11 protein-coding genes are annotated in these 13,301 nt (G+C 64.5%); 8 read left to right on the top strand and 3 right to left on the bottom strand.

The genetic code is table 11. From position 1 onward, the window contains the following. Window positions 1–19: 19 nt before the first annotated feature. From sucD to lpdA, 6 genes are all read left to right on the top strand, one after another. Window positions 20–922, top strand: coding sequence for a succinate--CoA ligase subunit alpha (gene sucD, locus FJ949_RS03405; protein WP_140492789.1), 903 nt, complete (start codon window positions 20–22; stop codon window positions 920–922). 138 nt (window positions 923–1,060) lie between these two features. Further along, on the top strand, window positions 1,061–4,045 hold the full coding sequence (locus FJ949_RS03400) for a 2-oxoglutarate dehydrogenase E1 component (RefSeq protein ID WP_140492786.1): 2,985 nt from the start codon (window positions 1,061–1,063) through the stop codon (window positions 4,043–4,045). A gap of 46 nt (window positions 4,046–4,091) precedes the next feature. Further along, window positions 4,092–5,378, top strand: a complete 1,287-nt coding sequence (gene odhB, locus FJ949_RS03395) for a 2-oxoglutarate dehydrogenase complex dihydrolipoyllysine-residue succinyltransferase (RefSeq protein WP_140492783.1) — start codon at window positions 4,092–4,094, stop codon at window positions 5,376–5,378. A gap of 86 nt (window positions 5,379–5,464) precedes the next feature. Further along, complete coding sequence (locus tag FJ949_RS03390; RefSeq protein WP_181172074.1) at window positions 5,465–5,923, top strand: hypothetical protein; 459 nt, start codon at window positions 5,465–5,467, stop codon at window positions 5,921–5,923. Next, complete coding sequence (locus tag FJ949_RS03385) at window positions 5,920–6,675, top strand: SDR family oxidoreductase (protein ID WP_140492777.1); 756 nt, start codon at window positions 5,920–5,922, stop codon at window positions 6,673–6,675. Before FJ949_RS03390 ends, FJ949_RS03385 begins: the two co-directional genes overlap by 4 nt. Before the next feature lie 26 nt (window positions 6,676–6,701). After that, the gene (gene lpdA, locus FJ949_RS03380; protein WP_140492772.1) at window positions 6,702–8,105 is read left to right on the top strand and encodes a dihydrolipoyl dehydrogenase; all 1,404 of its coding nucleotides are present in this window, start codon (window positions 6,702–6,704) and stop codon (window positions 8,103–8,105) included. Window positions 8,106–8,667: 562 nt separating this feature from the next. Here the strand turns inward: lpdA and FJ949_RS03370 are convergent. Both FJ949_RS03370 and FJ949_RS03365 read right to left on the bottom strand, forming a co-directional pair. After that, on the bottom strand, window positions 8,668–9,735 hold the full coding sequence (locus FJ949_RS03370; RefSeq protein WP_140492766.1) for a TraB/GumN family protein: 1,068 nt from the start codon (window positions 9,733–9,735) through the stop codon (window positions 8,668–8,670). 174 nt (window positions 9,736–9,909) lie between these two features. Further along, window positions 9,910–10,848 (bottom strand): tyrosine recombinase XerC, encoded by a 939-nt coding sequence (locus FJ949_RS03365; protein WP_140492761.1) that lies wholly within the window; start codon window positions 10,846–10,848, stop codon window positions 9,910–9,912. A gap of 282 nt (window positions 10,849–11,130) precedes the next feature. Between FJ949_RS03365 and rimM the strand changes: the two genes are divergently transcribed. Further along, the gene (gene rimM, locus FJ949_RS03360) at window positions 11,131–11,730 is read left to right on the top strand and encodes a ribosome maturation factor RimM (RefSeq protein ID WP_140492758.1); all 600 of its coding nucleotides are present in this window, start codon (window positions 11,131–11,133) and stop codon (window positions 11,728–11,730) included. After that, window positions 11,727–12,428 carry a tRNA (guanosine(37)-N1)-methyltransferase TrmD gene (trmD, locus tag FJ949_RS03355; RefSeq protein ID WP_140492755.1) on the top strand — a complete coding sequence of 234 codons (702 nt, stop codon included), beginning with the start codon at window positions 11,727–11,729 and terminating at the stop codon, window positions 12,426–12,428. The genes rimM and trmD overlap by 4 nt, the downstream gene beginning before the upstream one ends. Here the strand turns inward: trmD and FJ949_RS03350 are convergent. Further along, window positions 12,410–13,162, bottom strand: coding sequence for a sulfite exporter TauE/SafE family protein (locus FJ949_RS03350; RefSeq protein WP_140492752.1), 753 nt, complete (start codon window positions 13,160–13,162; stop codon window positions 12,410–12,412). The genes trmD and FJ949_RS03350 overlap by 19 nt on opposite strands. Window positions 13,163–13,301 lie beyond the last annotated feature (139 nt).

Here is a 13,301-nt window from a genome sequence, read left to right as displayed (position 1 = left end):
ATTCAGAGGCGTTCTCACCATGTCCATTCTCGTCGACAAGAACACAAAGGTGCTCGTGCAGGGCCTGACCGGCAAGACCGGCACCTTCCACACCGAACAGGCGCTGGCCTATCACGGGACCAAGATGGTCGGCGGCATCCATCCCAAGAAGGGCGGCGAGACCTGGACCGGCGCCAAGGGCGAGAACCTGCCGATCTTCGCCACCGTCGCCGAGGGCAAGGCCAGGACCGGCGCCAACGCTTCCGTCGTCTATGTGCCGCCGGCGGGTGCTGCCGAAGCCATCATCGAGGCCATCGAGGCCGAAATCCCGCTCATCGTCTGCATCACCGAAGGCATTCCCGTCATGGACATGATCAAGGTCAAGGCGCGGCTCGACCGTTCGACGTCGCGGCTGATCGGCCCGAACTGTCCCGGCGTGCTCACCCCCGACGAATGCAAGATCGGCATCATGCCCGGGAACATCTTCCGCAAGGGTTCGGTCGGTGTTGTTTCGCGCTCGGGAACGCTTACCTATGAAGCCGTGTTCCAGACCACCAATGTCGGCCTCGGCCAGACCACCGCCGTCGGCATCGGTGGCGATCCCGTCAAAGGCACCGAATTCATCGACGTGCTCGAAATGTTCCTCGCCGACGACGAGACCAAGTCGATCATCATGATCGGCGAGATCGGCGGCTCGGCCGAGGAAGACGCCGCGCAGTTTCTCAAGGACGAGGCCAAACGCGGCCGCCGCAAGCCGATGGCGGGCTTCATCGCCGGACGCACGGCGCCGGCCGGCCGCACCATGGGCCATGCGGGCGCGGTCATCTCGGGCGGCAAGGGCGGCGCCGAAGACAAGATCGCGGCAATGGAATCGGCCGGGATAAAAGTTTCGCCATCGCCGGCCCGGCTGGGCACGACGCTGGTCGAGGCAATTAAGGGCTAGTGAGTAGTCAATAGTGAGTAGTGAAAAGGGAAGAACGGGTGAGTAGCAGCTGAACGGGAAAGTCTTCATTTTTCCTACTCCTTACTGACTACTCACTATTCCCCTCGAAAGGAGACGGAGCCAGGCTCCGCAGACAAAATGGCACGACAAGATCAGGCCAACGACCAATTTTCGCTCACCTCTTTCCTCTATGGCGGCAATGCCGATTATATCGACGCGCTCTATGCGGCGTATGAGGACGATCCAGCCTCGGTCAATCCCGAATGGCAGGAGTTCTTCGCCGGCCTGAAGGACGATGCCGGGGATGTCCGCAAGAACGCCAAGGGCGCCTCGTGGGCCAAGCCCTCCTGGCCTCTGCAGGCCAATGGCGAGCTGGTGTCGGCGCTCGACGGCAATTGGGGCCTGGTCGAAAAGCACATCGAAAAGAAGGTCAAGGAGAAGGCTGCCGCCAACGGTGCCGCCCCTTCCGACGCCGACGTGCACCAGGCGACGCGCGATTCCGTGCGCGCCATCATGATGATCCGCGCCTATCGCATGCGCGGCCATCTGCACGCCAATCTCGACCCGCTCGGCATCGCCACGCTCGAGGATTACAACGAGCTGTCGCCGGAGAATTACGGCTTCACCGAAGCCGACTACGACCGGCCGATCTTCCTCGACAATGTGCTCGGGCTCGAATTCGGCACCATCCGCCAGATGCTCGACATCCTGACCCGCACCTATTGCTCGACGCTGGGCGTCGAGTTCATGCATATCTCCGATCCGGAAGAGAAAGCGTGGATCCAGGCGCGCATCGAGGGCGCCGACAAGGAGATCTCCTTCACCGCGACCGGCAAGAAGGCGATCCTGCAGAAGCTGATCGAGGCCGAGGGCTTCGAGCAGTTCGCCGACGTCAAGTTCAAGGGCACCAAGCGCTTCGGCCTCGACGGCGGCGAAGCGCTGATCCCGGCACTGGAACAGATTGTCAAGCGCGGCGGCCAGCTCGGGCTGAAGGAGATCGTGCTCGGCATGGCGCATCGCGGCCGCCTCAACGTGCTCTCCCAGGTGATGGCCAAGCCGCATCGCGCCATCTTCCACGAATTCAAGGGCGGCTCGGCCGCACCCGACGAGGTCGAGGGCTCGGGCGATGTCAAATACCATCTTGGCGCCTCGTCGGACCGCGAGTTCGACGGCAACAAGGTGCATCTGTCGCTGACCGCCAATCCCTCGCATCTGGAAATCGTCGACCCTGTGGTGATGGGCAAGGCGCGCGCCAAGCAGGATTATCTGTTCGGCCGTGGCCGCGAGGAGATCGTGCCGCTGGAAGAGCGGGCCAAGGTGTTGCCGCTTTTGCTGCATGGCGACGCTGCCTTTGCCGGCCAGGGCGTCATTGCCGAAATCCTCGGCCTGTCCGGCCTGCGCGGCCACCGCGTTGCCGGCACGCTGCATTTCATCATCAACAACCAGATCGGCTTCACCACCAATCCGCGCTTCTCGCGCTCGTCGCCCTACCCGTCCGACGTCGCCAAGATGATCGAGGCGCCGATCTTCCACGTCAACGGCGACGATCCGGAGGCCGTGGTGCACGCCGCCAAGGTGGCGATCGAATTCCGCATGAAGTTCCACAAGCCTGTCGTGGTCGACATGTTCTGCTACCGCCGCTTCGGCCACAATGAGGGCGACGAGCCGGCCTTCACGCAGCCGATCATGTATCGCAACATCCGCACCCACAAGACGACGGTGCAGATCTATGCAGACCGGCTGATCGCCGAAGGGCACATGACGCAGGCCGAGTTCGACAAGCTCAAGGCCGACTGGCGGGAGCATCTGGAATCCGAGTGGGAAGTCGGCCAGCACTACAAGCCCAACAAGGCCGACTGGCTGGACGGCGCCTGGTCGGGCCTGCGCACGGCCGACAACCAGGACGAACAGCGGCGCGGCAAGACCGCGGTGCCGGCCAAGACACTGAAGGAGATCGGCAAGAAGCTGACCGAAGTGCCGAAAGATTTCGAGGCGCACAAGACGATCATCCGCTTTCTCGAAAACCGCCGCCAGGCCATCGAATCCGGCGAAGGCATCGACTGGTCGACGGCCGAGGCGCTGGCTTTTGGCGCCATCCTGCTCGACGGCAACCCGATCCGCCTCTCCGGGCAGGATTCGGAGCGCGGTACCTTCTCGCAGCGCCATTCCGTGCTCTACGACCAGCGCGACGAGACCCGCTACATCCCGCTCAACAATCTGTCGGCGGCGCAGGCCGGCTATGAGGTCATCAACTCGATGCTGTCCGAAGAAGCCGTGCTCGGCTTCGAATATGGCTACAGCCTGGCCGAGCCGAAGGCGCTGACGCTGTGGGAAGCGCAGTTCGGCGACTTCGCCAATGGCGCCCAGGTGGTGTTCGACCAGTTCATATCCAGCGGAGAGCGCAAGTGGCTGAGAATGTCGGGCCTCGTCTGCCTGCTGCCGCATGGCTATGAGGGCCAGGGACCGGAACATTCGTCTGCCCGGCTTGAGCGTTTCCTCCAGCTCTGCGCCGAAGACAACATGCAAGTGGCCAACTGCACGACGCCGGCCAACTACTTCCACATATTGCGTCGGCAGTTGAAGCGCGACTTCCGCAAGCCGCTGATCCTGATGACGCCGAAGTCACTGTTGCGCCACAAGCGGGCGGTGTCGACGCTGCCGGAAATGTCGGGCGAAAGCTCGTTCCACCGGCTGCTGTGGGACGATGCCCAGCTCTTGCCCAACCAGGCCATCAAGCTGACCAAGGATTCCAAGATCCGCCGTGTCGTGCTGTGCTCGGGCAAGGTCTATTACGACCTCTACGAGGAGCGCGAGAAACGCGGCATCAACGACATCTATCTGCTGCGTGTCGAACAACTCTACCCGTTCCCGGCCAAGGCGCTGATCACCGAATTGTCGCGCTTCCGCAATGCCGAAATGGTGTGGTGCCAGGAGGAGCCCAAGAACATGGGCGCATGGTCGTTCATCGACCCGTATCTGGAATGGGTGCTGGCGCATATCGACGCCAAGCACCAGCGGGTGCGCTACACCGGCCGGCCGGCAGCCGCCTCGCCGGCGACCGGGCTTATGTCCAAGCATCTCGCCCAGCTCGCCGCCTTGCTCGAAGATGCGCTCGGCGAGTAGGCAGAGTTGAGCGAATAGAACAGACAGATAGAAACGGACAGGCACAATGGCTACCGAAATCCGCGTTCCCACTCTCGGCGAATCCGTCACCGAGGCGACCATCGGCAAATGGTTCAAGAAGGTGGGCGATGCCATTGCCGCCGACGAGCCGCTGGTCGAGCTCGAAACCGACAAGGTGACGGTCGAGGTTCCCTCGCCGGGCGCTGGAACCTTGGGCGAGATCGCGGCCAAGGAAGGCGAGACGGTCGGGGTCGGCGCGCTTCTGGGCTCGATTTCGGCCGGCGCCGCCGCCGCACCGGTCACCAAGCCGCAAGCCGTGGCGCAGGCATCCAGCCCCGACGCGGCGCAGACCACCAAGCAGGCTGCCGCCGAGACCGCCAAGGTCGCCGGCGACGCCGGTCCGGTCGAGCCGCGCAGCATGCCGCCGGCGCCGGCAGCGGCGAAACTGATCGCCGAGAACAATCTGTCGGTCGACCAGCTTTCCGGCTCCGGCAAGCGCGGCCAGGTGCTGAAGGGCGACGTGCTCGACGCCATCTCCAAGGGTGCGCCGTCGCAGCCGGCCGAAACGCCGAAGGCGGCTCCGGTCTCGGCGGCGCCTGTCTCTGCCCGTGCGCCGTCCTCAGGCGACGATGCGGCGCGCGAGGAGCGCGTGCGCATGACCAAGTTGCGCCAGACCATCGCGCGCCGGCTCAAGGAAGCGCAGTCGACCGCCGCCATGCTCACCACCTTCAACGAGGTGGACATGTCAGCGGTGATGGCGCTCAGGACCAAGTACAAGGACGTGTTCGAGAAGAAGCACGGCGTGAAGCTCGGCTTCATGGGCTTCTTCACCAAGGCCGTCACCCATGCCTTGAAGGAAATCCCCTCGGTCAACGCCGAGATCGACGCCACCGATATCATCTTCAAGAACTACGCCCATATCGGCGTCGCCGTCGGCACCGAGAAGGGTCTGGTCGTTCCGGTGGTGCGCGATGCCGACCAGATGTCTATCGCCGAGATCGAGAAGGAGATCGGCCGGCTCGGCATCGCCGCGCGCGACGGCAAGCTGTCGGTCGCCGACATGCAGGGCGGCACGTTCACGATTTCCAATGGCGGCGTCTACGGGTCGCTGATGTCCACGCCGATCCTCAACGCGCCGCAGTCGGGTATTCTGGGCATGCACAAGATCCAGGACCGGCCCGTGGTGGTCGGCGGCCAGATCGTGATCCGGCCGATGATGTATCTGGCGCTGAGCTACGATCACCGCATCGTCGACGGCAAGGAAGCGGTGACCTTCCTGGTGCGCGTCAAGGAAAGCCTGGAGGATCCGGAACGGCTGGTGCTTGATCTGTGAGGCGGTCGGATGGCGGCTCGCGGTCGGAGTAGCCAATAATGGCCCTGTTCCCTGGGCCTGCCAGACCGATAGCGCTGGCGGCCGGTATGGCATTCGCCGCTGTCCACGCTAATGCCGCATGCCCGGCCGAACTCGCCGTCTACGGCGATGCCCAGAGCGGCAGTGAGATCAATTTTACGCCGACCGGCACGTCGGCGACCGTCACCAACACGTTCCGCTTGATCCTCGACAACGATGTGGTGCTGAACGGCATCGTCCAATGGAACGAAGGTGTTTCGCGGCCGAACGGGGCGCTGATGTACAAATGCCCGGGAGGCGACGTTACCGGCACCGAGCTTGCCGCCTGCACCTTGTGGAACGGCGTCATCTATACGTCGGATGAAAAGGGCAGCATCGGCCTGTTGCCGGCCGAAGGCGTCGAAGCACCGAAGACGCTGATCCTGGCCGATCTCGGTCCGGTGTTGCATCAATCCACCGCCTATGGCGGCGCCGGGTTTTCGAAAGTGCCGTCGGACGTGTTTGCCTTGAAGGGATGCCAGGAATGAGCGGGACGCAAAAGGTGCTGCTGGTCACCGGTGGCAGCCGCGGCATCGGCGCCGCGATCTGCCGGCTCGGGTCGAAGGCTGGCTATCGCGTAGCGGTCAACTACACCTCCAACCAGACCGCCGCCGAGGCACTGGTCGGCGAAATCAAGGCCGCAGGCGGCGAGGCCTTTGCGGTCAGGGGCGATGTCGGCGTCGAATCCGATATCGTTGCCATGTTTGAAGCCGTCGACCGCGGCTATGGCCGGCTCGATGCTTTCGTCAACAATGCCGGCATCGTCGACGTCAAGGCGCGGGTCGATCAGATGGATGTTTCACGGCTGGAGCGCATGATGCGCATCAATGTCGTGGGGTCGTTCCTCTGCGCCCGCGAAGCGGTGAAGCGGATGTCGAGCCGTCACGGTGGGTCGGGTGGATCCATCGTCAACATCTCGTCGGCTGCGGCAGTTCTGGGCTCGCCGGGCGAATATGTCGACTACGCCGCGTCCAAGGGCGCGATCGACACCTTCACCATGGGGCTCGCCCGCGAGGTGGCGCTGGAAGGCATCCGCGTCAATGCGGTGCGGCCGGGCATCATCGATACCGAAATCCATGCCTCGGGTGGACAGCCGGACCGGATAGAACGGTTCCGCGATCTTCTGCCGATGAAAAGAGCCGGCACCGCGGATGAAGTCGCGGGCGCGGTTCTCTACCTGTTGTCCGATGCCGCGTCCTATACGACCGGCGCGATCCTGAATGTCAGCGGCGGCCGCTGAGCGCCCCAAGAAAAAGGGAAACAAACATGGCTTATGACGTCGTAATCATCGGCTCGGGACCGGGCGGCTATGTCTGCGCCATCAAGGCGGCGCAGCTCGGGCTGAAGATCGCGGTGGTCGAGAAGAACCCGACCTTCGGCGGCACCTGCCTCAACATCGGCTGCATTCCGTCCAAGGCGTTGCTGCATGCCTCCGAGATGTTCGCCGAAGCCGGCCACTCCTTCGACACACTGGGTGTCGAAGTGACACCGAAGCTCAATTTGAAGAAGATGATGGCGCACAAGGACGCCACGGTGACGGCGAACGTCAACGGCGTCGCCTTCCTGTTCAAGAAGAACAAGATCGATAGTTTTCGCGGCATCGGCACGGTGGTCGCGGCGGGCAAGGTGTCGGTGACGAGCGAGGACGGCAAGGTCGAGGAAATCGAGACGAAGAACATCGTCATCGCCACCGGCTCGGATGTCGCCGGCATTCCTGCCGTCACGGTCGACTTCGACGAAAAAGTCATCGTGTCCTCGACCGGCGCGCTGTCGCTGGACAAGGTGCCCGGCCATCTCGTCGTGGTCGGCGGCGGCGTCATCGGGCTCGAGCTCGGCTCGGTCTGGGCGCGGCTCGGCGCCAAGGTCACCGTGGTCGAATTCCTCGACACCATCCTCGGCGGTATGGACGGTGAGGTCTCCAAGCAATTCCAGCGGCTGCTCTCCAAGCAGGGCTTCGAATTCAGGCTCGGCGCCAAGGTCACCGGCGTCGCCAAGGCCAAGAAGGGCGCCAGCGTCACTTTCGAGCCTGTGAAAGGCGGCGCGGCCGAGACGATCGAGGCCGACATGGTGCTGATCGCCACCGGCCGCCGCGCTTTCGCCGACAGCCTGGGCCTGAAGGAAGCGGGCGTCGAGGTCGATGAGCGCGGCCGGGTCAAGACCGACGCGCACCTGAGGACCAACGTACCAGGCATCTATGCCATCGGCGATGTCATCGCCGGGCCGATGCTGGCGCACAAGGCCGAGGATGAGGGCGTGGCGGTCGCCGAGACGATTGCCGGCCAGGCCGGCCATGTGAACTACGACGTCATTCCGAGCGTCGTCTACACCAGCCCGGAGATCGCTTCGGTCGGCAAGACCGAGGAGGAATTGAAGAAGGCCGGCATCGACTACAAGGTCGGGAAATTCCCGTTCACCGCCAATGGCCGGGCGCGCGCCATGCTGCACACCGACGGCTTCGTCAAGATCCTGGCCGACAAGGCCACCGACCGCGTGCTCGGCGTTCACATCGTCGGCTTCGGCGCCGGCGAGATGATCCACGAGGCGGCGGTGCTGATGGAATTCGGCGGCTCGTCGGAAGATCTCGCCCGCACCTGTCATGCCCATCCGACCATGTCGGAAGCAGTGAAGGAAGCGGCATTGGCGACGTTCTTCAAGCCGATCCATATTTAGAACGATCCAGGAAAATCATGAAACGGTTTTCCCGGGCAAGCGCGTAACGCTTCCCTTGAGGGAATTGCCTCCTTGCCTGCCCCAAACAGAACGGCCCACCGGAAGGCGGGCCGTTCTTCGTTGAAAGCCGTGGCCCGATTACTGGGCCGGTGCGGGAGCTGGGGCCGGCGCAGGAGCCGGTGTCGCCGGTGCAGGGGCCGGCGCGGGTGCTGGGGCAGGGGCAGGGGCAGGAGCCGGTTCGGCGGGCTTCATCGGCTCCGTGGGCGCTGGCGCCGGGGCCGGTGTGCTCGCGGCGGGCGGTTCGGTCGCCGGATGCTCACCACTTCTTCCGAAAACATAATACGCGACAATCGCCAGAATAACGACGACCAATGCAATCAGCCAAGGGCTGCCGCCGCCACCTGATCTGGGCGTGTCGTTTGATGGATTCGCCATAAAAGTGTCCTCCGTGGATGAAAATGATCAATCAACAGCCATCAACGCGCAACCGTTGATGGGGTTTCACGCTAGGGAAGGAAAGCGCCGAAAACGCGGCGCACGGTTCCTCCGCTGCCCACGCGACTCAATCGACAGCGGTGACAGTATAGCCGGCTTTGCGGAAATCCTCGACCAGGCCCTCGGGACCGGGCAGATGCAGCGCGCCGACGGCGATGAAGGCACTGCCTTTGGCGAGGAATGGTCCGGCATGATCGACCATCGCCTTGTTGCGGCTGGTGATCATGGTCTGCTCGAACGCCGCGTAGCCTGTCGCGTCGCCCGTCTCGCCGGGCAGCACGGCGCGAAACAGCGGCCAGAACATGCCGGTCTCGCCGCGCTGGTAGAGCACGATCATGGTTTCGTTGACGTCGTTCATCTTGTCGCCGAGCTTCAGCGTGTCGACCAGTCCCTTCATGTGGAACGCCATCGGCAGCGAAGCCATGGCGCGCAGCTGGTCGACGACGGTTTCCAGCCCTTCGACGGATTTGCCGGAGGCCTTGGCATCCTCGGCAAGCTTGACGTCGAGCACCGGCGCGCCGCCCGCCTTGCGGGCGAGCTCGCAGGCTGGAAGCGCCACCATGGCCGACAGCATCCACGGCTTCATCTTGGCGACGGTTGCCGGCGGGATGCCGCGTTCGTCGAGCGCCTTGTCGACCGCCGCGGCGTCGTCGGGCGACAGCAGCGACGACAGCGTGGTGCTGTCGGTGAACATCATCAGCTCCGGCTGCTTGAGCAGGGCCGCCATCATCTTCTGCTGGTCGAGCACTTCGGTGGTCTCGATGACGATGGTGCCGGCGCCGTCATAGGCCTTCTGCGCCGCCGGCGGCAGCGCTGTGACGCGCGGGTCGGTCATATGCATGGTGCCGAACAGGAAGGACGGCTGTTCGCCCGTCTTCTCCAGCTTCCACAGCAGGCCCTTGCCGTTCGGCGTTGCGGCGGCTTCCGCCTCGATCTTGCGGTAGGTGGACGGGTCACTTTTCTGCAACGCCGACAGCATGTCGGCACCGGTGCAGGACGGGATTTCGGCATGCGCCTTGCCCGCCGCGAACAACAGGACGGCGAGCAGAGACAGGAAGAACAGCACATGGAACGCCAGGAGCAGCTTCAGCGAGAAGAGCGCAGCGCGGTCGGCGATGACGATGACCCGTTTCATGGTCCTTTCCTAAGCTGGAAAAACGGCAAAACGGTTAACCCGGAGAACGAAATTGTCTTCGGTTCAATCAGTTTTGACTATCGCTCGAATTACTGAACGGCTTGCGGTTGGTTGAGCCGCCCACCCCTCATCATCCCGTGGCGAAGTCCGGAAGCCTCGCGCAACCCCAATACTTCACGCCCTCGGGTGAGCCGATTCATAGATCTCCAACAGCCTCGACGTATCGACGCCGGTGTAGATCTGCGTGGTCGACAGGCTGGCATGGCCGAGCAGTTCCTGGATGGTGCGCAGGTCGCCGCCGCGGCCGAGCAGATGCGTGGCGAAGGAATGGCGCAAGGCGTGCGGCGTTGCGGTGTCCGGCAGGTTGAGCGCCGAGCGCAGCTTGGCCATCTCGCGCTGGACGATGGCCGGGTTGAGCGGGCCGCCGCGCGCGCCGCGAAACAACCGGCCCTTGGGGTCGAGATGGTAGGGGCACAGCCGGCGGTATTCGGCAACCGCCCTGAGCGCCACCGGCAGCACCGGCACCAGCCGCGTCTTGCCGCCCTTGCCGGTGACGCGCAGCACCGTGTCGGCCTCCGACGCCAGTTCGGCGCCGGCAAGGCCGAGCGCCTCGGAAATGCGCAGGCCCGAGCCGTAGAGCAGCGTCAGCACGGCGGCGTTGCGGGCGGCGATCCAGGGTTCCTCCGCCAATTGACCCTCGACGGAAACGACATGTTTTGCGTCACTGGCCGTCAGCGGTTTCGGCAGTGACTTTGGTTGGCGAGGCGCGCGCAGGGCCGCCGCGCCCGCTGCGTTGGCGAGACCACGCCGTTCCAGAAAGCGCAAGAGTGAGCGAATGCCGGCCAGCCCCCGGCCGAGCGTGCGGGCGCCTGCGCCTTCATTGCGGCGGGCGGCGAGAAAGCCGCGCAGGTCGGCCGGGCGCAGATCGGCGATGTCGGCTATGCCGGGCGGGCCGCCATTATGACCCGTCAGGAAATGCAGGAACTGCCTGGTGTCGCGCTCGTAGGCTTCCACCGTCTCGGGCGACAGCCGACGTTCTCGCGCGAGCATCTTGAGCCAGCTTTCGCGCGCCGCCTGGAGGTCGGGCTTTGCCGGGATAAGGAATTCCTGCATGGCGTCGTTCCGGTTCGCCGTCATTTTCCGGCAGCCGGGTTAGGAAGCGGTGAAGAGGCGTCATTGAAATGACAATCCGGTGGGGCTAGGAGTCGACCGGCGGCAAGTCAAAACCGTGGTGATTGGCCAAACGGGGTATCCGCAAATAGAGAGTTGCAGGGACGAGACCCGTGAGCCTTTCTGAACTGCCGTGGGTTTGATCACCGTAACGAATGGGTCCTCGGGTCTGCGCAGTCGCTTCGCGCCTGCTCCGCCCGTGGATGACGAAGGTAAAAGCGCGCCATGAGCAAGCCCCAGAACCCTGTCCAGATGGCCGTGATCGGCGCCGCTCACGGCATCAAGGGCGAATTGCGCGTCAAAACCTTTACCGGCGATCCGCTGGCGCTCGCCGATTACGGGCCGCTTTACGCAAGGGACGGCCGCGCCTTCCAGATCATCGACATAAGGCCCGCCAACACCGTGGTCGTGGTGCGCTTCAAGGGTGTCAGTGACCGCAACGCGGCCGAGGCGCTGGCCGGCACGGAGCTGTTCGTCGATCGCTCCATGCTGCCCGATGACGGCGAGGAGGACGAATTCTATCATGCCGACCTGATCGGTCTGGAGGTTCGGGACGATACGGGAGCCGTCCTTGGTAAGGTCGTCGCCGTGCACAATTTCGGCGGCGGCGACATCCTCGATGTGACGCTGGCCGGACGCAAGGGCGTGTTGATCCCGTTCACGCAGGCCGCTGTGCCCGAAGTGTCCATCGCCGAGGGTTTTGTGCGCGTCAACCAGGCGGCGGCCGGACTGGTCGAGGACGAGGACGGCGAAGCGCCGCGCGAGGAAGGCTTCGACCCGAAGGGCAGGCCGCGCGGCCCGAGGGACGCCGGGGGCAACCGGTGAGCTTCTCCGCCTCCGTGCTTACGCTCTACCCGGAAATGTTTCCGGGTCTGCTTGGCCTGTCGCTGGCCGGGCGGGCGCTGGAGGCGGGTACATGGTCGCTGCAGGCGATCCAGATCCGCGACTTTGCAACCGACCGCCACCGCACTGTCGACGACACGCCGGCCGGCGGCGGCGCCGGCATGGTGATGCGCGCCGATGTCTTGGCCAGGGCGATCGACCATGCCTCGCCCGAAGGCGATTTGCGGCCACGGCTGCTGATGAGCCCGCGTGGAAAGCCGCTGACGCAGGCGCGCGTGCGCGAACTGGCCGCCGGGCCGGGCGCCGTCATCCTGTGCGGCCGCTTCGAAGGCATCGACCAGCGGGTGATCGACGCGCGAGGATTGGAGGAAGTCTCGGTCGGAGACTTCATTCTGTCCGGTGGCGAGCCGGCGGCGCTTGTGCTGCTCGACGCGGTCGTGCGGCTGCTGCCCGGCGTCATGGGCAATGCCGTGTCGGGTGAAGAAGAGAGCTTTGAAAACGGCCTGCTCGAACACCCGCATTACACGCGGCCGCAGGATTTCGAGGGCCGGCCCATTCCCGAGGTGCTGACCTCGGGCAACCACGGCAAGATCGCGGCGTGGCGGCGGGCACAGTCGGAGAAGCTGACTCGAGAACGGCGGCCGGACTTGCTCGGCTCTCCTCAGCCCTTGGCGAAATAGTAGAAAGCCAGGAACAGCCCGACCGCGACGACGAAGCCACGCACCACGTTCTGCGGCACGCGCTTGGCGATCCACACGCCGGCATAGCCGCCCAACGCGCCGCCGGGGATCATGACGATCGCTTGCGGCCAGGCGACGACGCCACCCGAGACGAAGACGATGATGGCGACCGCTGCGATGACCATGGCCAGCATGTTTTTCAGCGCGTTCAGGCGGTGGTAGTCGCCGGCCTGGGTCAGGCCGAGCGTCGCCAGCATCATCACGCCCATGCCGGCCCCGAAGAAGCCGCCATAGATGGCGGTGACGAACTGCGCCAGCGAGCCGGCCAACGAGCCCACAGAAGCCTCATGCCCCGGCTTGGGTGCGGGCTTCAGCCACGGCCCGGCGGCGAACAGCGCCGTCGCGGCCAGCAGCAGCCACGGCACCAGGACGCGAAATGACGGATTGTCCAGCGCCAGCAGGATAAGCGCGCCGGCCAGTGCGCCGAGCGCCGATATCAGGCAGAGCAGCAGGGCGCCACGCCAGAAATGGCGGATGTCGTCCCGGTAGGCCAGCGTCGAGGTGATGTAGCCGGGAAATTGCGTCACCGAGGAGGTCGCGTTGGCGACGATCGGCGGCAGGCCGACCAAGGTCATGGCACCGAACGTGATGAAGGTGCCGCCGCCCGCGACCGCATTGGCGGCGCCGGAAAGAAAACCCGCCATGAATAGCAGGACCGCGTCGAAAAAGGACATGAGGATGCCGCCCGAGAACTATGGTTGCCTCGCCTTAGGCAGCTTGAAGGGCCCTTGCAACCCGGCAGTGGACAGATACGATGGTGCACGCGAGCAAAAAAGACGCGGCCAAGACGTGACAAAGCGTCGAAATAGCTGT

This window comes from Mesorhizobium sp. B2-4-1 (genome assembly GCF_006442185.1).
GTDB lineage: Bacteria > Pseudomonadota > Alphaproteobacteria > Rhizobiales > Rhizobiaceae > Mesorhizobium.
This window is presented reverse-complemented; position numbering and strand designations above follow the sequence as displayed.

Bases quoted from the DNA above. Each gene is read 5' to 3' on its own strand.
- odhB (WP_140492783.1), top strand. From the start codon at position 4,092: ATGGCTACCGAAATCCGCGTTCCCACTCTCGGCGAATCCGTCACCGAG.
- FJ949_RS03350 (WP_140492752.1), bottom strand. From the start codon at position 13,162: ATGTCCTTTTTCGACGCGGTCCTGCTATTCATGGCGGGTTTTCTTTCC.
- sucD (WP_140492789.1), top strand. From the start codon at position 20: ATGTCCATTCTCGTCGACAAGAACACAAAGGTGCTCGTGCAGGGCCTG.
- FJ949_RS03385 (WP_140492777.1), top strand. From the start codon at position 5,920: ATGAGCGGGACGCAAAAGGTGCTGCTGGTCACCGGTGGCAGCCGCGGC.
- rimM (WP_140492758.1), top strand. From the start codon at position 11,131: ATGAGCAAGCCCCAGAACCCTGTCCAGATGGCCGTGATCGGCGCCGCT.
- lpdA (WP_140492772.1), top strand. From the start codon at position 6,702: ATGGCTTATGACGTCGTAATCATCGGCTCGGGACCGGGCGGCTATGTC.
- FJ949_RS03370 (WP_140492766.1), bottom strand. From the start codon at position 9,735: ATGAAACGGGTCATCGTCATCGCCGACCGCGCTGCGCTCTTCTCGCTG.
- FJ949_RS03390 (WP_181172074.1), top strand. From the start codon at position 5,465: ATGGCATTCGCCGCTGTCCACGCTAATGCCGCATGCCCGGCCGAACTC.
- FJ949_RS03365 (WP_140492761.1), bottom strand. From the start codon at position 10,848: ATGCAGGAATTCCTTATCCCGGCAAAGCCCGACCTCCAGGCGGCGCGC.
- FJ949_RS03400 (WP_140492786.1), top strand. From the start codon at position 1,061: ATGGCACGACAAGATCAGGCCAACGACCAATTTTCGCTCACCTCTTTC.